This is a genomic window from Nitrospira moscoviensis, from assembly GCF_001273775.1.
Lineage (GTDB): Bacteria > Nitrospirota > Nitrospiria > Nitrospirales > Nitrospiraceae > Nitrospira_D > Nitrospira_D moscoviensis.
This window is the reverse complement of the sequence record NZ_CP011801.1, coordinates 2,919,768-2,942,268: the sequence shown is the minus strand read 5'-3', so window position 1 is coordinate 2,942,268 and position 22,501 is coordinate 2,919,768. Positions and strand designations below refer to the sequence as shown.

Below are 22,501 nucleotides of genomic sequence, written 5' to 3'. Positions count from 1 at the left end.
AACGGTTCCTTTGTTCATATGTACTACGAATCACTGGAAGATGATGGTGCTGGCAACGATTGCCGCGGTCTGAACGGCGTTCATGCAATCAGTGTTCACGAGTGTGATCGAGACATGGTCCTCTTAGAATTCGACTCCTTCCGTAGTGGGAAGGAAAGGGGGTAACCCTCCGCCATCGGCCACTGGGGCTTCACCGTCGGCTGCTTGATCGAATGCGGTCGCGTCGCCGCTCGTCTTGAATTGGACGCGGGTCATCGGGGTCAGGCGCTCGTTGGCCTTTAGCGTTGCGTTCGCGCGGGGTTCCAATACCTCAGACCGCGGACCCGAAAGTGCCGGCGCCGTGGCCGGAGCAGCGGCGTCGAAGAACGAATGGTCCTGCCGGTCGAGTTGGGAAATCAGTGCCGACGCCTCTTTCTTTGTCAGATGGTGGATCTTGGCGAGAATGAGGTCCTCGGCCAATCCCGCTTCCGTGGCTTTTCGCAGAATGCGCCGTTTCTGGGGCTCGGTCATCTGTGGCGCTGCCGGCGTGTCGGGAGCGGCAGAGGGGGATTGATCAGCCTGTTCCACGGGTCGTGCCGGATCGGAGGTGGCCGGCGCCTCAGATGTGGCGCTCTCGGCCTGCTCAGAGCCGGGTCCGTTCAGGGACAACGCCTTCGGGAGGTCGTGTTCGAGGACTGTGGTGGTCTGCGGGTCGATGGCCGGATTCGTGTCCTCCGGTTCCTGGACTTCGATGGAACCCAGCTTGCTGAGGATCTCCGCGTTTAGCTTTTTCAACTCTTCGATGTCGGCGGCGGACCCGTCGAAGCGGAGGGCGAGCGGGTAATGGGTACGGGGCTGGCCCTTGTGGACCATGTGTCTGGGGACCCGGCGGAGTTTGAGCTGGATCATCGCGAACCGTCCGATGTGGGTATTCATCCAGTCGAAGTAGGAGTTGATGTCGATCATGCTGTTCGAGCTGCCGATGTCGATCTGGTAGAGACCGGCCATGCTGATCCTGGGAAGCATGACGAGCAGCTGCGCGCGCTCCGAGCACTCGCCTTTCTCGAGCAGTTCGCAGGGGCATTCGCGTGGCTCGAATCGGAAGGTGCGTTCGTCGAGGCGCTGGGCCTGTTTCTTGTTCCCGATGCATTTCAGCCCATGGGAGTTCCCGTACCATCGGAGGGATTGGGGAAAAATCAGCTCCGGATTGTTGGAGGGAAACATGACGTCCAGCTCGGTGGGTTTCTCCCCATAGAGTTCTTGGACCTCCTTGGGCACGACGAAGTAGGGGGTTTCGACGGGATAGCTGCCGCTCTTGCCGAGCGCTCGGATGCCCAGGCGAATCTTGCCGATGATCGGATAGCGACGGCGGTTGGAGAGGCCGTTGATGCGCGTGAACGGAATGAAGGTCGTGGTCATGACGATGTGTCTCCTTGTGATGGACTTGGGACGAACGATGACGTGATGTTGGTGAGGTTCGGCGGCCCTGCCTGGATCAGGCGACCTGAGGGTTGGGATCGGTTTGGAGAGGCCCCCATTCCTGGGCGATCCTGTTCACCGACAGTTTTTCGATAGACAGGGAAGTCTCAGCCAACTCCTGGACATAAGACGGCAACAGCTTCACGTCATGTCTGGTCTGCGTGGATTGGTTGATGCGGACGATGAACCCGTGCCCCTCTGCTTCGCTGGCTTGCTGCGTCTTGAGGCCGGCTTTCAGCAGCTTCTTCACATGGTCGAATCGTTTGTTGAGGGGTTTGATCCTGGCGTCGAGATCAAGGTACTCCGCAGCCAGTGCCGCCATGTCGGGTGAGAGAGGTACCGTATTCGTGAGGACCGGAGCCACGTGGCCTTCCCAACACAGGCGTGAGTAAGGGCAGTACTGGCAATGGTAATTGGAGTCGTCTTCGTAGGGTCGGTCCGGCAAGGTCTGGTCAGCCCGATGCTGTTCGATCTGCGCGAATCGGGCAAGCGCTTGCTGGTACAGACCGATGACGTCCTGTTTCGGGAAAGACCGTTCTCCGTTCGAATGCACGATCTCGCACACGGTGAGTCGGTCGTTGGGCAAGTCGTAGTGCAGTCGATATTCGAGGTAGGCGCTCTGATTCTTGTTTTTGATGAGGAGCAGGGCTTCGTCGATGTCCGGGTTGAGTTGGGTGATGCCGCGTAAATAGAGGCAGACCTGCGCGAAGTAATCGAGGGGGTAGTCGCCCTCCGCGTACCGTTGGAAGGTGAAGTGTTCGATGGCCTTGTGTTCAAGCAGTCGGTCGATGCCGAGCAGATCAGTGACGATCCCGTCGATGTGGCCCAGGATCGTGTACGACTCCCCTGCGAAGACAGTTTCCCCGCAGACGACCTCCGTCTGGCGATCCCGCAGCTGAAACGCCGATTGCTCAATCCAATTCAGCGTGAGCTCTTCGTGCCAGGAACTGTCGTCCAGCACGACCAGGAACCGGCCGTGGGCCTGTCTTCGCGGGAACTCGCGCGCGTGGTAGACCAGTTTCCGCACACATTGGTTGGGACCGGCGCTGGAGGGACGGGGCCGATACGGCCAGTCCTGTGCTCCCATGGCGGCGAGGGGATGGATCAGTTCGGCGAGCATAGACCACCTGTCGAGGGCTCATATTCGGAAATACCGAGAAGAAGAACCGCTGCGGGTCTATCCGGTCGTGGCCGCCAGAATGAGGGGAGGGGCGTGGTCGAGGAGGGCAAACAACACGAACTCGATGTGCCAGAGTGAAAATAGAGGCGCGGTGGTCTCTATATTCACAATGGAAAACAGAAGCGGGTCCGGGGGTGGGGTGCGGGGCGCCCTTTCGCTGGTTTGGACTGTACCGTTCCGTCCGGCGGGTCTTGAACGGCAGGGCGGAACATTTGCGACGGACCTCTGGAAAGAGTATCCCGGAAGACAACGCGTGACAGGGGCAACAGAATGACCCGCTCCACGAGGAGGCGAGGAAGGTGAAGGAGATGCGCGTTCCACCGGAACCGACCGTAGCTGGTCGTCGGGAGTGCCTCGAAGAACTCCTGCTGGATGACTTGGAGGTCATGGATCAGCACCCGCTGGTGACACTGCGAATCACATGGCTCTTCGGGATGAGTGCGTTGCTGGCAGTACTGCCGAAGCATCGGGCGCCTGTGTGGTTCCAGTACGTGCTCGCTCGCATGTCTCGCCATCCGTTCTTGATGAGATCAGGGGTTGATCGAGCTCTGGCCTGTTGGCTGGAGTGGCAATTGAATCAAGGCGAGCGGTTCCGGCATGGAAGTCCGTGAGCTCTAGTGGTCGGAGCGATGGCAGCGTCTGGATGTGGCCGATCGAATCGCGTCAGGATTGAATCAGTGACACACCCGGTTTGTGGTTGGAGAACGCGATTGGTCGTTTCTGTGTTTGAGACAAGCCAGGTACATAGGGAGCATCAGTGGATCAGGAGCGAGTAGCTTCAGGCTCGGATGTCTGTATCGAGGTGGAAGTCTTGCGGGCTCTTTACCGAAAGGCTGAGACGGGATTTACCGTGTTATCCGTACGCGAGGCTGCAAAGGTTTCGTCCGCGCTCGATGGGCATCGGGTCTTCAAAGTGGTGGGCCAGTTGCGGACGGAGCCGGTGCAGTCTCAGCGCCTGCTGCTGGTGGGTCGCTGGGAGTATGGCACCCGGGGAGAACAGTTCCGCGTGGCAGCGGTGAGCTGCGCGCGTCCTCATACGGCGGAAGGCATCAAGGCCTATCTCGCGTCGGGAGTGCTCTCTGGCATCGGGCCGGTTCTCGCGCAGCGGATCGTCGACCGCTTCGGGAGAGATGCGCTAACAGTGTTGGATCTGCACCCCGAACAGCTCATCGAGATTCAGGGGATTGGCGAGTCCACGATCGCGCACATCGTCAAGTCCTGGCAGATTCAGAAAGGACGGGCGGCGGCGCTGACCGAGTTGTTGAGCTTGGGCTTGAGCGTGAGTCTGGCGCACAAGGCCCTCCGGCAGTTCGGACCCGAGGCGGCTCTGCAGATCCGGACGAATGTTTACTGCTTGGCGGAGCTCCACGGGGTCGGGTTTCAGCGGGCCGACAGCATCGCCAGGGAACGAGGCATGGCAGTGAACGATCCTCATCGGCTGGTTGCCGGCCTACACTATGTCCTGGAGCGGGAAGCAGGAAGAGGCCATAGCTGTCTGCCGCGCGAGGTCCTGACGAAAGAGGCGCAACAGGTGCTCGAGGTAGAGGTGACCGAGTTGGAGGCCGCGGTGGCGAGGGAGAGCGAGCGTGGGGCACTGCAGGAGTGGGAGCGCACGCTGTACCTGCCTCGGCTCTATCACGCGGAGCGAGCGCTTGAGGCAGGGTTGCGGGACCTGGCCAGGCAGACCTTTCTCCCCTCCCGGATTGAGTTGGGGGCCGTGGAACGCCTGGCGCTGACCCCAGTGCAACAAGAGGCGGTCGCGCGCGCACTGGATCATGGTCTGTCGGTGATTGCAGGATTGCCTGGAACGGGAAAGACGATGGCCGTCGGATATCTGTTGCGCCAGGCGGTGCGCCTGGGATTGAAGGTGGCGCTCGCGGCTCCAACCGGGAAAGCGGCGAAGCGGGCGGGGGAGGGAACCGGCCTGGACGGCATGACCATCCATCGGTTGCTGGAATGGCACCCCCGGGACGGCTGTCGGTTCAATCGGCGACGGCCGCTGCGGATCGATTTGCTGGTGGTGGATGAAGCGCCGATGATGGATCTTGAAATGGCGGCCGCGATGGTCAATGCGCTGGATCCGGCGCGGACCAGGCTGGTGTTCGTCGGCGACATCCATCAACTGCCTGCGGTGGGAGCGGGACAGGTTCTCCGCGATGTCATCGCGGCCAACATCTGTCCGGTCACGGAGCTCGTCGAGATCCAGCGCCAGACGGCCGGGTCGCAGATTGTTCGTCTGGCTCACGACATCCACTTCGGGGCCGTGCCGTCTCTGCGCTCAGGCTCGCTGGGCGAATGCGAGTTTCACCTGCGGAACGAGCCGGAAGAAGTGCTCGCGGCGCTGCGCGATGTCCTGCCGAGGCTGCCGTTTCGACCACAGGAGATTCAGGTCCTGGCGCCGATGAAAAGGGGGCCGTTGGGGACGGTGGAGCTGAATCGAGTGCTGCAGGACGTCATGAATCCCGGGACCTCGGTCGATGGCTTTCCCTTTCGCGTCGGAGATCGAGTGATCCATTTGGACAACGACTACAAGAAGCAGGTGTTCAACGGTGAGATTGGGTCGATCACAGAGGTGTCAGAAACGGAGCGCGTGCTCCAGGTCGCTTATCCGGATCGCCAGATTTCTTATGCCGAAACGGAGTGGGACGAGCTAGCCCTGGCCTATTGCATGACTGTGCATAAGGCCCAGGGATCGGAATTTTCCTGCACGGTTGTGGTGATGCACTCGAGCCACTACCCGATGCTGACACGAGAAGTGTTGTATACCGCGGTGACCCGGGCGCAGAAGCATCTGGTCTACATCGGAAGTCCTCAGGCCTTTTACACGGCATTGAAACGGGATCACGCGTCCGTTCGCCATAGCCGGTTATTTCGCGATTCTCCCCTAGCTGTGCTTGAGCCCTTCTCTCATCAGACTGTGTTCCTCGCATAGAGTGCGCGGTATCCAGAAGGCATGCAGCGATAATCAGCCTGAACATGACCAATAAACAGGTTGCGGAATATTACGAGATTCGTTAGATTGTGCAACCGATATGAATGCAAGACCCACCATCTCAGCTGGCCAATTTGTCGACAACCTCCTGGCAACAGGACGCTATACGTTCACGCGAGCGGAGGCGAAACAGCAGCTCGGGGCAACACCGGGAGCCGTATACATGGCTTTGCATCGGCTGGTCAAGGCCGGCCGTCTGGTGATGCCCCGGTCCGGGTTCTACGTCATCGTGGACCCGCAGCACCGGTCCGTCGGCACTCTGCCTCCGGAGTGGTTTATCGATGAGCTCATGAAGAATATGGGGAAACCGTACTACGTGGGGCTGCTCTCCGCGGCTCAGAGTCATGGTGCGGCACACCATAGACCGCAGGAATTCCAGGTCATGGTGCCGACGCGAGCTGTACGACCAATTCGGGTTGGCAACGTGCACATCCGCTTCTTCGGAAAGGGACCGTTCGACCGTTCAGTCACGGTCGAGGTCAAGACCCCGACCGGCTTCCAGAAGGCCTCCTCAGCTGAGACAACGGCCTGGGACCTTGTTCGCTATCCTAGACCGGCCGGAGGGCTGGAACACGTGATCACCGTGCTGGCTGAACTGGCCGAGCGTCTGGATGCGGCCAAACTCACAGCGATAGTGAAGAGACATGAAGAGATCCTCGTTGCGCAACGGTTGGGATATCTGCTTGATCGGCTGAGCCGCAGGAAGTTGACGCGCGGCCTAGCCGATTGGGTTGACAAGAAAGATCCCCCTTTGAGACCGCTGGATCCGGCCTCACCGGTCGGAGATGGGCCTGAGAGCCGGAAGTGGCGTCTCCTGGTCAATGCCAAGTTGGAGCCTGAAGGATGATTCCGCAGGCCTTCATCACTCAGTGGCGAAACGTGGCGCCCTGGCCCCAAGACGCTCAGGTTGAGCAGGATCTGATACTCTGCCGCGCTCTGGTCGAGATCTTTCGTGACTTGGAAATCTCGGATCATCTCATTCTCCGAGGTGGGACTGCTCTGCACAAACTGTACGTGGCCAGACCCGTCAGATATTCGGAGGATATCGATTTGGTTCAGCGCAAGGCGGGCCCAATCGGACCTCTTCTCGATAAACTCCGAGCGCGGCTCGATCCAATACTCGGGACACCGCGTCGACAAAACAACCCTGACAATGTGACGCTTCGCTATCGCATGGTGTCCGAGGTTCCGCCGGTTGTTCCACTGCGGCTCAAGATCGAGATCAACAGCCGGGAGCACTTTGATGTGTTTGGCTTCAAGTCACGGGTATTCGCCGTCCGTTCTCGGTGGTTCGAGGGCGAGGCCGCGGTGAATACGTATACGCTTGAAGAGCTGCTCGCCACCAAGCTGCGGGCACTCTACCAGCGCCGTAAAGGACGTGATCTCTTCGATCTGTGGATCGGACTGCGCATGGAGGGTGTCGACCCCGAGCGCATCATTGAGGCATTTCATCGTTACATGAAGGCAGCGGGGGCAAAGATCAGGGTGACAGACTTCGAAGAGAACCTGGCGGCGAAAGTTGCCTCCCGGACCTTCAACGAAGATCTCCGCCCCTTACTAGCGCCCATTGTCGAGTACGACGCTCGCGCCGCAGCGAAACTTGTGAGCGATCGGCTCGTTGCCCATCTGTGAAGGTTCAAGGGTGTCGGCTCGCGCCGGTCCGTGCTGTGACATCATTTCTGTCATGATTGACTCGCGGGATCGTTCGCGGTCCCGCGAAGTGTTGTTCCCCGGGGGGCGAACGGAGGCATCTGGTCTACACCGGCAGTCCTCAGGCCTTTTATACGGCACTGGAACGAGATCACGCCTCCGTTCGCCATAGCCGGTTATTTCAGCATCATTCTCCATCGCTCTCTTCGTCCGTCTCTCACCAATCACTGTCTCTGCAGTAGAGCCTTCGGCACTTCCCTTCGTATCACAATCAGCCGGTAATACTCTCCGTGGAATTGTCAAGGCGGCGGAGCGTCGTTCCGTCTGGAGTGACGCAGCTAGGAGCTTCTGCCGGCGCAGAGGGAGTTGGCGATGCGGTGGAGAAGGATGAGTCTCGTGGCCGGCATGATTGCCTGGTCCTCGGTCGCCGTCCACGCGGGAGCGGTCGTGAAGCTGTGTGAACGGAAGTACCAGCTTCCTGGCGGAGTCGTGACGGTGCCAGAGACTGTTCAGTATGTGCTTGGGACGCCGGTGACCTGTCCGGAGGCGGATCTGCTCTCGCCTCTCCCATCGGCTCGCATCCTCGATCCGGCTCCAGAAGCACTGTCGTCGCTGTTGAAGACGGTCCGGTCACTGCCCGTGGTCTTGCCGAAAACAACCGTCCGGCAGTCCGGCCACAGCGATCAGCAGCGCGAACTCACTCAGTGATGCTCATGGAGCAAGAGCAGAAATCCATCATGGGACGGTGCGGTTCGAGTCTGGACCAAGCGTGGGGCGACGGAACGATCAAGGGGAATGAGGCCAATCGGCCAGGCAGTGCACTGCCGTACCTCCCAGGCTGATCCGACGATCCGTATGAAACGGCTGAGGCCAGCCACGGCGATGCAGAAAAGAGAGGTGACCCAGTGAGGAACTAAGACGGTCTGTTGTCTGACTTCGTTCGTCATGGCTGCAATCGGGGGCTTCGGTTCTCACTGTTCCTGAGGAGACAACATGGAGGGATCTCATATGTATAAGCTCGTGAAGAAGATGACAGCGGTTCTGGGCGTGATAGCGATGGTGCTCTTCGCCAGCATGGTGATCATGGCGGTTCCGGCGTTCGCGGGCGCGGATGCGACGTTCGGTCCGCTGAACACCCTGTTGACAGGCTGGATGCAGGGTTCGCTCGGCACCTTGCTGGGCCTGATTGCCGGGGCGATCGGGCTGGGTTCTGCGATGGCCGGCCGGTGGGGCTACATGTTCACCGGATTCGGCGTCGCAGCCGGGTCCTTTTATTTGCCAACCGTGATCCCGACCATTACCACGGGACTGATGTAAGACACGGGCTCGATCGGGATGGGGTTGCACAGACGACTCCATCCCGTTCTGGTTCACGGCGACAGATCCCGGTCCACGGGTCAGCGGGTGGGTGCCAGTGCGGAGCGTCACGATGCAGGTCTTCATCCCGAGATATATGGACAGTCCGCCACAGATCGCCTGGTGGGAGTTGGACGAACTGATCGTGCTGATTCTCTGCGGCTTCATCGGCATCCTCACGCGGCAGCTGACCTCTCTGCTCGTCGTTGGCCTCCTGTGCACGTTCATGATTTCAACGCTGAAGAGCGGGAAGAGCGACGGATTCATCTTCCACTTCGCGTATTGGTACGGGATCCCGGGATTCGACCTGCCGTTGGGGCCGGATGGAACGGTTCGGGAGTTGATCGAGTGAGGAGCGCATGCATATCGGACGCTATGTGAAGGATCTCTACAGCACGCGGGCCATCGCGTTCGTTCTGCTCCTGGCCAACATCGGATTGGTGCTGGCCTTGATGGCGAACGGCTTGTATCGCCGGGTGGAGATTCTCCACGTGGTTCCCGCGTCGGTCTCCCAGGAATACCTGGTGACCTCCGACGGGAATGTTTCGGATGAGTACCGGCGGCAGATCGCCCTGACCTTGCTGCCGTTCGTCACGAATGTCACGCCGAGATCCGTCGAGTTCGGCCACACGGTCCTGCTGCGTTACGTGGCGCCGGAGCAGTACGGGATGATGTCGGAAGGGTTGGGGGCCGAGCGGATCTACATCGTCGGGAATAACCTCAATCGGGTGTTTTTCCCGGACGCGACGGAGATCGTCGGTGACGACGTGATCATCAGCGGGTTGGAACGCCGGTTTTCGGGGTCGATTCTGGTGGCAGAGGAGGAGCGTGAATACCATCTCACACTGCGATTCAAAGACTTCAGGCCTGAGATTGTGGCGATCAGCAGCCAGCATCGCGATCGCGCTCGCGCTGGCAAGTCCGCCGTTCAGTCAGGCCGATCAGAGACTGACCGTCGAGGATAGCCGGACGCTGCGGGCGGCGGTGTCGCTTCGTGACATCAATGTCATCGAGCTGCCCGAAGAGGTGACGTCCGTCTCTAGCTCCAAACCGGATCTGGAGGCGAAGGCGCAGGGCCGGTATGTCATGGTTCGCGTCCGCACGAGCCCGGCGGATCTCGTGGTGATGGCCGGCAGACAGGCCTACGTCTTCGAACTGGTGGCCAGCGCGGAATCGACGCAACGGATCACGGTCGAGGACGATCGGGCGGACGGAGCGCTGGGGGAAGACGATCCCGTCAAGCTGGCGACGGACTACGTGGATGGGCTCGTCGAGTTGATGCGGCGAGTGGCGTTGGAAGACTTGCCCCGAGGCTGCCATTCAGCCCCGATCGACCCGGAGCAGTATCCCAGGTGGATGGAGCTCGAGGTCGTCAAGGGGATCGAATCCCGCTGTCCACGCTATCGCGTGATGGCATACCGGCTGGCGAACAAGACGTCCGGGACGCAGACGCTCCGGGAGTCGGAGTTTTTCACAGGGAAGGAGCTCGCGATCGCCTTGAATCGCCACGTCATCGAATCGGGCGAGGAGGTGCGAGTCTTGTGGATCGATCTGGTTCCGTCTCCGGCGGCGAAATAGAGCGGCACGGTCGGGCTGTACTCCGGGGGAGGGCTTGTCCGCGCCGAGGCGAAAGAGCATGACGACATGAATCCGATGCAGCAGAAACCAACAAGCCCAATTCTCAATCCGGGCGGTGATCCGATCCGGAAACCGAAGACGCCGCCGTCGAAATGGCTGATCGGGCTGATCGGTCTCGTGGTGCTCGCCGTCGGCACGGTGGGGCTCAACCAATTCCGGACACCCGGCAGTCCCGCGGCCCGGGCGCAGGCCCAGTCCAAGCCAGTCTCGTTGGATGCGGCGAAAACGGACCAGGAGATCTGGCGGGCGGAGGCAGGGAAGAAGATCGAGGCGCTGTCGCAAGAGAAGGACGAGTTGCGGCGGATGATCGACAGCCTGCGTATTCGCATGGAAGCGAAAGAGAAGGAACCGCTCAAGCCTGAGTCCAGGCCGACGGGCGACGGGCGAGCGGACAAGACAGCCGTAAGAAACGGGGTCCTACCGCCCCCGCTTCCTCCGACCTGGGCCCAAGGGCCGGATGCCCTCAACCAGCGCTCCGGCACTCCGCCGCGGGTTCCAGGCACGGCCTCCGCGCCCATCCCTGCTCGGCAGGTCGGCAGTGAGAAGAAAGATGTCATTGTGGCACCGACCGATGGCATTCGCACCTTCCGGGTCGAGCCGGTGTCCCTTCGGACGAATCAGCCCAAGAAATACTGGCTGCCCACGGGCACGATCGTCCCCGTCAAATTGCTCTCCGGCTTGGATGCGCCGGCGCGGACCGCCGGCGCCACGGGAGGGGGCGGAGGCGCGATGGGGAACAGTCCCTCTCCCATCCTGATGCAGATCCGGAATCTGATGAAGCTCCCCAATGACTTTCGGGTGCATGCCACCGACTGCTTCTTAATGGGGGAAGGGCTCGCGGAATTGTCCTCGGAGCGCGTGCAGATTCGCGGGGTCAATATCTCCTGCGTCCGGCAGAACGGCACAGCGGTGGACATGAGCATCAAAGGCTTCGTCGCCGGCGAGGACGGCAAAGCCGGCATGCGCGGGCCGGTGGTGATGAAAGAGGGCGCGATGTTGGCGCGCTCGCTCCTGGCGGGCTTCGTGTCGGGCATCAGCCGCGCGTTCATGCCGTTTCAACAGGGCTTCGTGATCTCCAGCAGTCCGTCGCAAGCCTTCACGTTTCCGCCGGCGGGCCAACTCGCAATGGCGGGGGTGGCGGGCGGAGCGGGAAACGCGGCGTCGTTGCTGGCACGCCACTACGCCGTGATGGCCTCCTCGATTTTCCCGATCATCGAGGTCTCAGCGGATCGGGAGGTGGACTTCATTGTGTCGGATGGAAAGGAACTCGAGGAGTTTTTCTTGTCGTCTGCTCCATACAGCAGCGTGTACAGCCCACCGGGTTCGTTTAACCCATCCGCGGTGCCGATCCAATAATAACCAAAGGGAGCAAGTTGATGACCGGAACATGTTGGAGTGTGCTCATGCGAACAGCAGATCTTCTGGGACTCTCGATGAGGGTCACTCTGGTCGGAGTCGCGATGCTATGTGGCTCAGGGCCCGTTGTTGCGGAGGGACTTCCGGAAGGGGCGGTCAGAGCAACATTCGAGGCGAAGTTCCCCGGAGTGACGATCAAGCAGCTCTCGCCAACCGAGATCGCTGGCTGGTATCTGGTCGAGACCGACGGAGCGGCGTTGGAGGCGAGCATCCTGTACGTCCATGAGAGCGGGCGGTACGTCTTCTCGGGTGGCCTGTTCGACCTGGCTTCCGGACGGAACTTGACCAGGGACTACGTGAGGCGCAAGCAGCAGGAGGTGCTCTCGGGCTTGGATCTCTCCAAGGTCATTCTGTTGAAACCACAAGCCGAGGCACAGAGGGAGCCTGCGCTGCGCCCGATTGTGGTGTTCGATGATCCGGATTGTCCCTTCTGCCGCAAATTTCATCCTGAAGTGAAGAAGATTGTTCAGGCCGGTGTGCCCGTCGCGGTGGTGCTCTACCCGCTGGTGCGTCCGCACCCGGATGCCTATCGCAAGTCCGTCGCGATCTGGTGCGCGGAGGACCGGGCCGCCATGCTTGATCACGCCCTGGCGGGTCAGCCGGTCCCATCTCCGGAGCAGCCCTGTGCCCATCCGATCGACGAGAATCTCAAACTGGGTCACGACCTGCATGTGTCGAGCACCCCGTCGATCTTCTTGCCGAACGGCACCCTGGTGCTCGGGCATCGTTCCGCGGAGGAGATCCTGGGCCAGGTTCGGCCGAATCTTGGCCTCCCGGTTGGACAATGACGAGTACGGGTCGAGAAAGAGGACTGAGAATGCGACACATCGGCGGACAGGTTGGGACCGGCGTGATGGCGATGGTGCTCGTCCTCTTGTCGGGCTGTGGCTATCAGTCGCAATTCAGTTGCAAGGGCTATCCTGAATCCGCCAGTTGCCGGTCGGTCTCGGAGAACTTCGATCGGAGGTTTGAGCCGTCTCCTCCATCCCAGGATCTCACGCAGGAGAGTCACGGTCGCAATCCGACCGGCCCCAGGGAGGGGTTTCCGCCGGCGCCACCGTTGGCGGGGACGATCGATTCCTATCTGGGCAAGCCGGTCCTGGTCCCGGCGGACGTCCTGCGAGTCTGGATCGCTCCTTATCAGGATTCGAAGGGCCGGCTGCACGATTCGGCTCAGCTGTACGTCGTGCTGAGCGAGGCGCATTTTGTCTATGGCCACCGGCAAGGCATGCGTCGCGTCCCGCACGGCGCTCGGCCCGGCGCCGATTTCTTGCCGAAGACGTCACGGATGGTTGAACGAGCGAGTCGCGGCAAGTCCGGGGGGACCGGCGCTGCCTCAGGGACAGGGTCGGGTCCCAGCCCCTATCAGGATCTCAACCTTCAGGACGAGAGCCGTCATTCCATGGCGCAGCCGCGAGTCAACGGTGTGCCAGGGGCTCCGAGCAATCCGGGCCCATCGCCCATGAATGGAACGCCGGCTTCGCCCGTGGATTCCTATGGCTTCGGGCCGAATTTCCCGTGAGCGCCGGTTTCCGGAAACGATCGGCTTGTCATTCGGAGAGAGATCTACATGTCTACCCTGCTTGAGTATTTTGCGAGAAAGATGATCGCGCGGACGTCGATCAGCGAGTGGCTGCCGCACCATGCCTATGATCCGGACAACCAGGTGTACCGGCTGGCTGACGGCCGGATCGGCTGCGTCTGGGAAAGCCCGCCCTTGTTGGGCATGGGACCGGACACGATTCAGAAGCTCACGAACCTGTTCGAATCGAGCCAGGCGCCGACCGGCACCACCTACCAGCTCATGATCCATGCCTCGCCGGTGATCCAGCCCTATCTGGATGCGCACGTGGGATTGAGCGATCGAGGGGATCTGGACTCCCGGTTCCTCCGGGATGCGACACGCACCAGAGAGTTTTTCCTGGAGTCGCAGGGAACGCGGTTGATCCCGACGTCGGGCATCAGGCCCCGGGACTTCAACGTCTATGTGTCCGTCACGATGCCTCTGAAGGAGGACCATCCGAACGGGATCGAGTTCGAGGACATTGTCGAGCAGCTCGAGGGTGTGGAACAGACGCTGCGCAACGTCGGGTTGCCGGTGGTCAGAGTCCCTCCGCTGGAGCTCATCTGGCTGCTCCATACGCTGCTCAGCCCGGGCCATGCCTGGGGAGAGCGCCCGCCCTCCTACAACTCGACGCAGCTCATCAGCGATCAGGTCGTAGCGCGGGATACCTACGCGAAACTCCACGCGCGCATGTTCGAGCTCGATGGGAAGTTCGTCAAGAGCCTGACGGTGCAGCAGTTTCCCGAGGAGTGGCACGGATCCAAAAACCGGGAGCTGATCGGCAGTCTCCTGCGAGGCATGGACCAGATCACCTGTCCGTTCTTCCTCACGCTCAATGCGGTGAAGCTGGACCAGGTCAACTCGGTCGCCGCGCTCCGGAAGAAGCACGTCGTGGTGACGAACCAGGCGGTGGGCTTCATGCTGAAGCTCATTCCCATCTTCGAGAAGAAACTCCAGCACTTCAACCGCATGATGGCGCTCGTCGCGGAAGGCAAGCAGACCATCGGGCTGTACGTCCAGGCCGCGCTGTACGCAGACGATCCCAAAGAGTTGGAGAAGCACAGCTCGGCCATCAAGGCGATCTATCGCACGCACGACTGGTTGCTGCAGGACGACCATTTCATCGGGTTCCGGGTGTTCCTGTTCGGCCTGCCGATGGGGCTCCCCTCGAACGTCCCACTGCTGCGTGATGATCTGCGCCGGCTCAAGACGGTCCACTCGGACGTCCCCGCGCACCTGGCTCCCATCGTCGGCGACTGGAAGGGCATGGGGCAGCCCGTGATGCTGCTCACGTCTCGGTCCGGCCAGATGATGAGTCTGGATGTGTTCGCCAATACGGAGGGGAATTTCAACATCTGTATCGCCGCCGACTCGGGCGCGGGGAAGAGCTTCTTCGCGAATTTCTTCTTCCGGTCCTATCTGGCCACCGGCGGCCAAGCCTGGGTCATCGACGCCGGCAAGAGCTACATGAAGCTGTGCGAGCACCTCAAGGGGCAGTTCATGCAGTTCTCGCGCGAGGCGAGGAAACTCTGCTTGAACCCCCTGTCGCGGGTGATCGGCCGCTACGACCGGAAAGCCGAGTCGCCGGAGGAGGAAGCGGACCGCAAGGACGAGTTGGCGATGATCAAGGCGATCTTCGCGCAGATGCTCTCCCCGTCGCGGGCGCTGACCGATCTGGAGCTGTCCTGTCTGGAGCAGGCCTTGATCCAGGTGCTCGCTGATAAAGGAGGCGAGTCGACCCCGACCGATGTGGCGGGGGCGCTGCTGAAGATGGGGCAGGAACGGGAGGATCAGCGGATCAAGGATCTCGGCACCCAGCTCTTTCCCTACACCGCCGCGGGCAACTACGGCGATCTCTTCAACGGCCCGAACAACATGCACTTCGAGCGCGACTTCTATGTGCTGGAGCTGGACGGCCTCGACGCGCTCCCGGACCTGCGCTCGGTGATCCTGCTGCAGATGATCATGAACATCCAGGTGGCCATGTATCAGGGGGATCGCGCGAGGCGGAAGATCTGCGCGATGGATGAAGCCTGGGACCTCCTGTCCCAGGGAGGCAACGTGGCTGCGTTCTTCGAAAAAGGCGTCCGGCGGGTCAGGAAGTATGGGGGATCGATCATGACGATCACCCAGGGCATCAACGATTACTACGACAAGATGGGACAGACGGGGGCGGCCTTGCTGGCCAATTCGGACTTCGTCTTCCTGCTCAAACAAAAGCCGGAGAGCATCGAGTCCATCAAGCAGCGGGGCCGGCTGATCCTGAGCGAGTTCGAGTATCAGCTGCTCCGATCCGTCCATCGCGGCGCCGGCTATTCGGAAATCTTCTTCTATACGGCCAATCACGGCCGCGGGATCGGCCGGCTGACCGTCGATCGGCGCACGCAATTGATGTACTCCACCAAGGCGGAGGAGCTGGCCTTGATCGATCGCATCGTGAAGGCGGGTGGTCCGGAGATGACGACCGACCGGGCCATCGACCTCATCCTGGAGCAGGAACGTGAAAAGGCTGCTGCAACGGGTGAACGAGTGGCATGACCGGCATCCCAAGGTGGCGCTCGCCCTCCTCGGGATCGGAGTGATCTGGCCGGTTCTCGCCCTGGCGAGTCCCTGGTACCAGCTTGCGCTCCGGTCGGATGAAAGCCTGCCGGACTACCGGCTCTTCCTGATCGAGAAAGGGCGAGAGCCGCAGCGGGGTGATCTCGTGGCGTTCGTGATGGCGCAGGCCTCTGCCGATCGCGTGCAGCCGGCTGGCCCGGCCAGGCCCTACACGAGGGTCGGGCTGCTCTGGACGAAGCGCCTCGTCGGTGTGCCGGGTGATCAGGTGGAAGTGCGAGGGAGGCAGGTGCTGGTCAACGGGACAGTGGTCGGAGAAGGCCTGCAGCGCGATCGACTCGGGCAACCGATCCGGTTGGCGAAGCTCGAGAGTCCGATTCCACCGGGGCAGTATTTCATGGCCTTGCCCCATCCGCGATCCTTCGACTCCCGGTACTACGGCTATGTGAGGGCGGAGGATCTCCGAGGCGTGGTCACTCCGATCTGGTAGGTGGCAGTGATTTAGAGGGGGAGGTCTGTTTCATGATGAGAAGGCAGGGACTGTTGGTGCTGGTCGTCGCGGGGCTACTCTGCGGGGGAGCCCTATCCTGGTCGAGTGCGGGGGAGTCCTCAAGGCAGGCTCGGGAGCCAGAACGGTCTCCACGCGAGGTGGCGGAAGAGATTGCGCGCTTCTCCCGGACGGTGCTGCAACCTTCCCAAGGCCGGGAGTCTCGCGAAGTCAATCGGAATGGGATCTATCTGCTCTTGTCCCTGTCCATGCCGGACGAAGTGCTGAAAGGATATTTTGCCGAGGCAAAGCTGCTGGGCGCGCGCATCGTGATCCGGGGTCTGCTCAATGCGCCTTCGTCCGGCGACGGGCCGGTCAAATTGTCCTTCAAGGCGACAGGCGAACGGTTCCGGCAGTTGATGGGGACTGATGAGGCGTTGCTGGCAGCGGTCTCGATCGACCCGGTGCTCTACGGGCGTCTCGGGGTCTCGGAAGTCCCGGCTCTCGCGATCGTGAAAGGGGACCGTGATGCGGTGGTGATCGGCTCGACGTCCGTTCGCCATCTATTGGAGGTCCTGGCGCGGGAAGAGAGAGTCTATCGCGCGCTCGCGGAGTGGTTTGACCGGCGCCAGCGAGGGTTCTTGCAGGGAGGACCGACGAGTGAACCGCAACCGAGCCTCCCGATGCCGAGCGGGCATCAGCGGATCCGGACGGACGTGCCGACCTGGTCGATTGCCGAACGCGACATGAAACAAGTGCTGAGCGACGCAGTGGCGAGGACGGATTGGAACGCGATCAAGCGCCGTGCGGAGGACGCGACGGCGCGGAAGATCCACCGAGGCCCTCAGCTTCCCTTGCCGGACGCTCAGCAACCTCGCAGCTTCCTGGTGGATGCCACCGTGCAGTTCCCTGATGACGTGACGGATCCGAAGACCGGCACCCTCTATATCAGGGCCGGCTCGACCGTGAATCCGCTCGACAAGGTGAAGCTCCCCTATACGCTCATCTTCTTCAACGGCCACTCGCAGGGGCAGGTGCAATGGGTTCAGCGCTACCTCCTGGCTCACGAGGACCGTCCGCTGAAACTGCTCGTGACGGAAGGGGATATCGCTCCGCTCGGCCGGCTGTTGCACCGTCCGGTCTACTGGGCGAATCAGCTCATGTATGACCGGTTCGGCCTGGTCGCTGCCCCGAGTCTGGTCACGCAGGAAGGCAATCGATTCCGGGTTCAGGAGATCGTGCCATGAGACAGGAACTGGCAGAACGCTTCTGGCCGGCTGATTGGCAGGAGCGGGCATCGGTTCAGCGGGGCGCCAGCCGAGCAGCCTTTATCGGGATGCTTCTCCTGTTCGCGGTGCTCCTGGGCGGAATGATGCCGGAGTCCGCGGAAGCCGTCTGCCCGAAGAACACGAATATCCTGGCCGACACCCTGGTGAAGACCTGCTGGGAATGCATGTTTCCCATCAGTCTCTTCGGGTTCACGCTCACGGAAGTCGGGGAGGACTCGACTCGTCCCGCCGTCGGGCCTGGGATCTCCGCCGTCTATCCGCCTCAGCTCTGCGGCTGTGTCTGTCTCACGCCGTACCTCTGTGTCCCGGGCATACCGCTTGGTATTTGGGAGCCGGTCCGACTGGTCGAAATCGTCCGCACGCCCCTGTGCTTTCCTGCTCTCAACGGGATCACGCTGGGGCCCGAGTTCGTGTTCGAGGGACGCGGGTCGGCCAACACCAACATGGATTCCTCCGACCTGGACTTCACCTTCTACCATTCACACTTCTACATCTTTCCCCTGTGGGCCATCGTCGGGATCGCGGTGGACTGGGCCTGTGTCAACCCCAGCGCCGTGGGCGACGAGATTGATCTCGCGTACCTGTCTGAGATCGACCCCTCCTGGAATGATGACCTGCTAGCGCTGATTCTGTTCCCGGAAGCCCTCTTGGTGGGGAATCCGCTCACCGTCGCGGCCTGTGCCGCCGATTCCCTTGCCGCGTCAGCCGGGTTTCCCATCGATCCCCTGTTCTGGTGCGCCGGGAGCCTCGGGTTGCTGTACCCGACGACGGGCAATGTGTCGGAGTCGAGCGGCCAGCTCAAACCGGCGGCGCTCGCCATGTCGCGCCTGCTCGCTCGGCTGGCCCGCTTCGGCACCGAGTTCTATACGGCGGGTGACGGGCCGTTGATCTGCACGGACTTCCCGACCGGCCTGATCGTGAAGAGCCAGTACAAATACCAGCTGCTCTATCCCATCCCCAATGTCCCGGCTCCCTGTTGTCAGCCGATCGGTCGAACGGTGCTGATGTGGGGGATGGGCAAGATGGTGCCGGTGATCGGGGAAGACTTCGTCTTTCTCCTGTGGAAGCTGCAGCGTTGCTGTCTGCTGTAGCGAGCCCAAAGGGGGGTCAATATCTTTTATGTAACATTCGTTCCTCTGGAAAACTTCGCCAAGACCGGCTTTCTGCAAGGCATTCTCACATCCCTATGCCATGATCGTTTCCGAAAAAAACCAGCTTGCGCTGTCGTTACGTTTCATGTAACCTACGTTACATGAAAGGTAACGACCGAATGGGGCCATTTTCCGCAACCGCGGAGAATGTCCTTCCTGCCAACGTTACATTTCTTGATCCGCCTGAACAACTTTATGCCGCGATGCTGGAAGGGTGGCGGCTTCAGCAGCACAGTCGTCATCTAAACCCTTCCACGATTAAAGCGCGTCATCGGCTTGTCCAGCGCTTTCAACAGTACACGGATACATTTCCCTGGCAGTGGAAGCCAGAAGACCTTGTCGAGTTCAGTGCCGAGCTCTCGCAAAAGCTCAGTGTCTCAACTCTTCGCCAATACCAGACTACTCTTCAGTTATTTCTGGAGTATGTCACCGATCGGAGATACGGGTGGGTGGAACGCTGTGAGCGCGAGATTGGATCTTCCATCATTCAAATCTGTGATGAATGGAACACGGTCTCACACGCTACAGAATACGAGGGCCGTCCCAGCCGTCGCCCATTTACCTTCGACGAGATCGATAGATTGTTTGAATATGTCGAACAACACCATGCAGAGGTGCTTCGCCAGCGCCGAAAAGGTTCCCTTGCGGCGGCGCGCGATGCCGTGATGGTCAAGGTCGCCTATGCCTTTGGTCTCCGGCGAACGGAGGTGTGCAGGCTTGATATCAGTGATTTTCGGCGCAATCCTGATCCGAAAATGAAACATCTTGGTCGGTTCGGTGTTCTGCACGTGCGATTTGGGAAGGCCGCGAACGGGGGGCCGCCACGACGGCGGTTGGTCTTCACTGTGCCGGAGGTCAGCTGGATTGTGGAGGTTCTCGAACAATATCTCAGAGACATCAGGACCCTGTTCAATGTGGGTGCCCATCCTGCCTTATTTCCGACAGAGCGGGTTCAATACCTTGGGAGTAAGGACTTTGGATCTCGCTTTCAACACATCGTGGAGGAGGCGGGTTTGCCTGTCGAATTATCCCTTCATCATCTGCGCCATACGTACGCCACCAATCTAGCCGAATATGGGTACGATCCCGTGTTCATTCAACAGCAACTCGGGCACGCATTTCTCTCGACAACAGCCATCTATACACATGTCAGCAGTGATTTCAAAAACCACCAACTGCAACAGGCGCTTGAACGCCTCTATCGGCCAAAGGAGGAGTAAGGTGACCAAGAAAATGGCCGCTGAATGGAATCTCAAGAAAGTGATGGAGCAGCATCATTTTCATTCGACTACAGAGCTGGTCCCGATGCTGGCGCAACGGGGAGTCCAGTTGTCTCGCATTCAAGTGTATCGACTCGTTGCCCAGGCGCCTCTCCGTCTCACACTGGATCTGCTGGCTGCGTTATGTGACATCTTCGCCTGCACACCGAATGATCTGATCACCATCAAACAGGTAGACCGTCAAGAAAGGAAAAAGCTTGCTGCAGCCGGAGAGACAAAATCATCAGGTCGATTGTCCCTCATTAAGACACGTGTCCATCGACCGAAGTAAGAGACGGAAGCCATGGCGCCTGTTGGGATCTGTCCGATCTGCAACGAAAAACGACTCCTGAAGCGCATCCTTCATCAACGTCGGGTGTGTGTCCGGTGTCGTGCGGCCCAAAAGAAAATCTGTGGCACCTGCGGCAATGCCCGTAGGGTCGTAAGGCATTTGAATGGGCAGCCAATTTGTCACCAATGTTGGAAATGCCATCCCTCTCAGTTGGCTACCTGCACAGTATGTCAGAGCTTCGGTCCCGTTGTGGTGAAGAGAGCCGGAAGCCCCATCTGCGGGGCGTGTTACCCTCGTCACACTGAGCCCTGTTCGCTCTGTGGTCAGCAGAGACCAGTCCAGAGTCGACGTGACGGAAGGGCCTTGTGTATGTGTTGTTATATGGCGATCCGGGACGGCAAAGACCCTTTGCACGTGCGCCGGCGGCCAAGGCGACCCGGACGCATACGCATCTGTTCGAACTGTGGTCAACGAAAGTTGTGCCAAGGATTTCTAGGGCCGACGCCCTTATGTGCAGAGTGCGCCGGCCGTCCACTCGTGCAGTGCGTGTGGTGCGGTGAAAAGAAACCTGTGACGGCGTATTGGCCAGGTGGCCCCGTCTGTAATCATTGTGCCGAAGAATTTAGGCAAAAGCCGAAGGAATGTACAAGATGTAGAAATATGGGCATGGCCGTCCCATTCGAGAAGCGGCAGATCATTTGCCGGCCGTGCGCTGGTTGGGAGGATTCAAGCCGTTGTGTGCACTGCGGGCAGCAAAAACCGCGCTATGCAAAGGGGTATTGTGTTGACTGTTATCTGCGGCACGTGGCCCTTCCGAAGTTACTGAATCTCCAAGGTGCTTCATCAAATACCCCACATCTGAACCGGGTAATGGAGACCTTACTCAGCCGAAAGCCCATCTCCGTGGTGAATTGGTTGAAAACAGGAAGCGCGGCTCTGCTCCACTCCATCGCGCAAGGCCAAACAGCACTCTCACATTCCGCACTTGACAAACATACGTCCCCCGGCCACGCGGAGTTCGTGCGCTCAATCCTTGTGGAAGCAGGTGGACTGCCAGTGAGGAATCGAATGGCCGCCCACATTGACCACTGGCTCGAGGTCTTCAGAGCCGAAGTGCCCGACCAGCATCGTCTTCTCATTATGATGTTTGCTGAATGGCGTATAGTGCGTCGACTCCGTGGGAAAATTCAACACCAACGCCTGACACGCTGGGCTTTGCACTCAATGAAATTGCGGTTACGGATCGCCGTCAGGTTTTTGGAGTGGTTAGATAGACAGGAAAAGACGCTCCAGCAATGCACCCAAAAGGATGTTGAATGCTGGCTCACTGAGAGTAAGGTGACGACCCCATATCTCGTCCGCGACTTTTTGCAGTGGACATCGCTCCGCAAGTTCTCACGCCCGCTAGAGGTGCCTCTTCTGAAATCGAGCGGAATGGTTCTCGTTGACGAGGACAGGCGCTGGGCAATGATTGAGCGATTAAGCAACGATGAATCCATGAGACTCGAACTTCGCCTCTGCGGCCTATTCGTTCTTGTTTTTGGCCAACATGTCAGCCGGATCGTCACGTTACTGGATTCTATGGTGCAAATCGACGAGAAGAAGAACGTAAAGATAGTCTTTGGAGGGGAACCAGTTGTGATGCCACCCGTTATAGCAAGATTGCTCTCCAAGCAATTAGTGGCTTGCCGTGGAAATCCAAACGGTCGTCGAGCCGATGGGACGTACTGGTTGTTTCCGGGACGACATTACGGGAGTCATCGGAACGTGGTCCGCTTGCAGAAGAACCTTAACAACATTGGGGTGGAGTGTCGGAGGGGCCGTAACAGTGCCTTGTTACAATTAGCGAGCCAACTTCATCCGGCAGTTCTCGGACGGCTCTTACATATGTCACCGAACGTAGCAGTCAGGTGGTCCCAAAATGCTGGCGGTGGCTTTAATCGATATGTGGCCTCTCGAACAGCCAGGATCGAGAACGGCCATCACTCTGCATGATGAGAAATGAGCTGTACTGTCGTCTCTGGCCGTGACGCTCGGCCGTGGGGTCGTGTCCCCGATTTCCGTAGAAATTGGCTTCTCCCCGCATTGACTCTACAAAATAACCTCCACATTTCCCTTATACGAGGCGATCGGCATCCGGCCTGACCTCCAGATCCCCCCTCAGGTAGCCGCGGTACTCTCCAAGGCGGTCAGGATCGCACTGAGCTGCTGCC

General features: G+C 60.1%; 19 protein-coding genes. 17 read left to right on the top strand and 2 right to left on the bottom strand.

Annotated features, from left to right (window positions below):
• Nucleotides 1–123: 123 nt before the first annotated feature.
• Nucleotides 124–1,398 carry a recombination directionality factor gene (locus NITMOv2_RS14330; protein ID WP_053380519.1) on the bottom strand — a complete coding sequence of 425 codons (1,275 nt, stop codon included), beginning with the start codon at nucleotides 1,396–1,398 and terminating at the stop codon, nucleotides 124–126.
• A 76-nt stretch (nucleotides 1,399–1,474) separates the two neighbouring features.
• Nucleotides 1,475–2,578, bottom strand: coding sequence for a PD-(D/E)XK nuclease family protein (locus NITMOv2_RS14325; RefSeq protein ID WP_053380518.1), 1,104 nt, complete (start codon nucleotides 2,576–2,578; stop codon nucleotides 1,475–1,477).
• Nucleotides 2,579–3,395: 817 nt separating this feature from the next.
• On the opposite strand from NITMOv2_RS14325, the gene recD2 reads away from it, so the two are divergent.
• The 17 genes from recD2 to NITMOv2_RS14235 all read left to right on the top strand — a co-directional run bounded on the left by recD2 (nucleotide 3,396) and on the right by NITMOv2_RS14235 (nucleotide 20,288).
• Complete coding sequence (recD2, locus tag NITMOv2_RS14315; protein WP_083448043.1) at nucleotides 3,396–5,570, top strand: SF1B family DNA helicase RecD2; 2,175 nt, start codon at nucleotides 3,396–3,398, stop codon at nucleotides 5,568–5,570.
• Nucleotides 5,571–5,670: 100 nt separating this feature from the next.
• Nucleotides 5,671–6,477, top strand: coding sequence for a type IV toxin-antitoxin system AbiEi family antitoxin domain-containing protein (locus tag NITMOv2_RS14310; protein ID WP_053380515.1), 807 nt, complete (start codon nucleotides 5,671–5,673; stop codon nucleotides 6,475–6,477).
• Nucleotides 6,474–7,262 carry a nucleotidyl transferase AbiEii/AbiGii toxin family protein gene (locus tag NITMOv2_RS14305; RefSeq protein ID WP_053380514.1) on the top strand — a complete coding sequence of 263 codons (789 nt, stop codon included), beginning with the start codon at nucleotides 6,474–6,476 and terminating at the stop codon, nucleotides 7,260–7,262. Before NITMOv2_RS14310 ends, NITMOv2_RS14305 begins: the two co-directional genes overlap by 4 nt.
• Before the next feature lie 414 nt (nucleotides 7,263–7,676).
• On the top strand, nucleotides 7,677–7,988 hold the full coding sequence (locus NITMOv2_RS14300) for a hypothetical protein (protein WP_145976354.1): 312 nt from the start codon (nucleotides 7,677–7,679) through the stop codon (nucleotides 7,986–7,988).
• A 300-nt stretch (nucleotides 7,989–8,288) separates the two neighbouring features.
• Nucleotides 8,289–8,597 (top strand): hypothetical protein, encoded by a 309-nt coding sequence (locus NITMOv2_RS14295; RefSeq protein WP_053380512.1) that lies wholly within the window; start codon nucleotides 8,289–8,291, stop codon nucleotides 8,595–8,597.
• A 112-nt stretch (nucleotides 8,598–8,709) separates the two neighbouring features.
• A complete protein-coding gene (gene traL, locus NITMOv2_RS14290; protein WP_053380511.1) occupies nucleotides 8,710–8,988 on the top strand; it encodes a type IV conjugative transfer system protein TraL in 279 nt (92 codons plus the stop codon).
• A 7-nt stretch (nucleotides 8,989–8,995) separates the two neighbouring features.
• Complete coding sequence (locus NITMOv2_RS14285; protein ID WP_053380510.1) at nucleotides 8,996–9,601, top strand: TraE/TraK family type IV conjugative transfer system protein; 606 nt, start codon at nucleotides 8,996–8,998, stop codon at nucleotides 9,599–9,601.
• A complete protein-coding gene (locus NITMOv2_RS14280) occupies nucleotides 9,510–10,214 on the top strand; it encodes a TraK domain-containing protein (protein ID WP_187299221.1) in 705 nt (234 codons plus the stop codon). Before NITMOv2_RS14285 ends, NITMOv2_RS14280 begins: the two co-directional genes overlap by 92 nt.
• 66 nt (nucleotides 10,215–10,280) lie before the next feature.
• A complete protein-coding gene (locus tag NITMOv2_RS14275; RefSeq protein WP_053380508.1) occupies nucleotides 10,281–11,630 on the top strand; it encodes a TraB/VirB10 family protein in 1,350 nt (449 codons plus the stop codon).
• A gap of 20 nt (nucleotides 11,631–11,650) precedes the next feature.
• Nucleotides 11,651–12,478 carry a DsbC family protein gene (locus NITMOv2_RS14270; RefSeq protein WP_083448041.1) on the top strand — a complete coding sequence of 276 codons (828 nt, stop codon included), beginning with the start codon at nucleotides 11,651–11,653 and terminating at the stop codon, nucleotides 12,476–12,478.
• A 29-nt stretch (nucleotides 12,479–12,507) separates the two neighbouring features.
• Nucleotides 12,508–13,212 carry a type IV conjugative transfer system lipoprotein TraV gene (traV, locus tag NITMOv2_RS14265; protein WP_053380506.1) on the top strand — a complete coding sequence of 235 codons (705 nt, stop codon included), beginning with the start codon at nucleotides 12,508–12,510 and terminating at the stop codon, nucleotides 13,210–13,212.
• A gap of 48 nt (nucleotides 13,213–13,260) precedes the next feature.
• Nucleotides 13,261–15,792, top strand: coding sequence for a type IV secretion system protein TraC (traC, locus tag NITMOv2_RS14260; RefSeq protein WP_083448039.1), 2,532 nt, complete (start codon nucleotides 13,261–13,263; stop codon nucleotides 15,790–15,792).
• A complete protein-coding gene (lepB, locus tag NITMOv2_RS14255) occupies nucleotides 15,755–16,300 on the top strand; it encodes a signal peptidase I (RefSeq protein WP_053380504.1) in 546 nt (181 codons plus the stop codon). Before traC ends, lepB begins: the two co-directional genes overlap by 38 nt.
• 32 nt (nucleotides 16,301–16,332) lie before the next feature.
• Complete coding sequence (locus tag NITMOv2_RS14250; protein ID WP_083448038.1) at nucleotides 16,333–17,544, top strand: TrbC family F-type conjugative pilus assembly protein; 1,212 nt, start codon at nucleotides 16,333–16,335, stop codon at nucleotides 17,542–17,544.
• Nucleotides 17,541–18,677 carry a TraU family protein gene (locus NITMOv2_RS14245; protein WP_053380502.1) on the top strand — a complete coding sequence of 379 codons (1,137 nt, stop codon included), beginning with the start codon at nucleotides 17,541–17,543 and terminating at the stop codon, nucleotides 18,675–18,677. Before NITMOv2_RS14250 ends, NITMOv2_RS14245 begins: the two co-directional genes overlap by 4 nt.
• A gap of 161 nt (nucleotides 18,678–18,838) precedes the next feature.
• Nucleotides 18,839–19,957 carry a tyrosine-type recombinase/integrase gene (locus NITMOv2_RS14240; RefSeq protein ID WP_083448037.1) on the top strand — a complete coding sequence of 373 codons (1,119 nt, stop codon included), beginning with the start codon at nucleotides 18,839–18,841 and terminating at the stop codon, nucleotides 19,955–19,957.
• Between the two features lies 1 nt (nucleotide 19,958).
• The gene (locus tag NITMOv2_RS14235; protein WP_053380500.1) at nucleotides 19,959–20,288 is read left to right on the top strand and encodes a helix-turn-helix domain-containing protein; all 330 of its coding nucleotides are present in this window, start codon (nucleotides 19,959–19,961) and stop codon (nucleotides 20,286–20,288) included.
• Nucleotides 20,289–22,501 lie beyond the last annotated feature (2,213 nt).

Bases quoted from the DNA above. Each gene is read 5' to 3' on its own strand.
- NITMOv2_RS14245 (WP_053380502.1), top strand. From the start codon at position 17,541: ATGAGACAGGAACTGGCAGAACGCTTCTGGCCGGCTGATTGGCAGGAG.
- NITMOv2_RS14250 (WP_083448038.1), top strand. From the start codon at position 16,333: ATGATGAGAAGGCAGGGACTGTTGGTGCTGGTCGTCGCGGGGCTACTC.
- traV (WP_053380506.1), top strand. From the start codon at position 12,508: ATGCGACACATCGGCGGACAGGTTGGGACCGGCGTGATGGCGATGGTG.
- NITMOv2_RS14325 (WP_053380518.1), bottom strand. From the start codon at position 2,578: ATGCTCGCCGAACTGATCCATCCCCTCGCCGCCATGGGAGCACAGGAC.
- NITMOv2_RS14240 (WP_083448037.1), top strand. From the start codon at position 18,839: ATGAAAGGTAACGACCGAATGGGGCCATTTTCCGCAACCGCGGAGAAT.
- NITMOv2_RS14285 (WP_053380510.1), top strand. From the start codon at position 8,996: ATGCATATCGGACGCTATGTGAAGGATCTCTACAGCACGCGGGCCATC.
- NITMOv2_RS14305 (WP_053380514.1), top strand. From the start codon at position 6,474: ATGATTCCGCAGGCCTTCATCACTCAGTGGCGAAACGTGGCGCCCTGG.
- NITMOv2_RS14275 (WP_053380508.1), top strand. From the start codon at position 10,281: ATGAATCCGATGCAGCAGAAACCAACAAGCCCAATTCTCAATCCGGGC.
- NITMOv2_RS14270 (WP_083448041.1), top strand. From the start codon at position 11,651: ATGACCGGAACATGTTGGAGTGTGCTCATGCGAACAGCAGATCTTCTG.
- NITMOv2_RS14310 (WP_053380515.1), top strand. From the start codon at position 5,671: ATGAATGCAAGACCCACCATCTCAGCTGGCCAATTTGTCGACAACCTC.
- NITMOv2_RS14330 (WP_053380519.1), bottom strand. From the start codon at position 1,398: ATGACCACGACCTTCATTCCGTTCACGCGCATCAACGGCCTCTCCAAC.
- traC (WP_083448039.1), top strand. From the start codon at position 13,261: ATGTCTACCCTGCTTGAGTATTTTGCGAGAAAGATGATCGCGCGGACG.
- NITMOv2_RS14295 (WP_053380512.1), top strand. From the start codon at position 8,289: ATGTATAAGCTCGTGAAGAAGATGACAGCGGTTCTGGGCGTGATAGCG.
- traL (WP_053380511.1), top strand. From the start codon at position 8,710: ATGCAGGTCTTCATCCCGAGATATATGGACAGTCCGCCACAGATCGCC.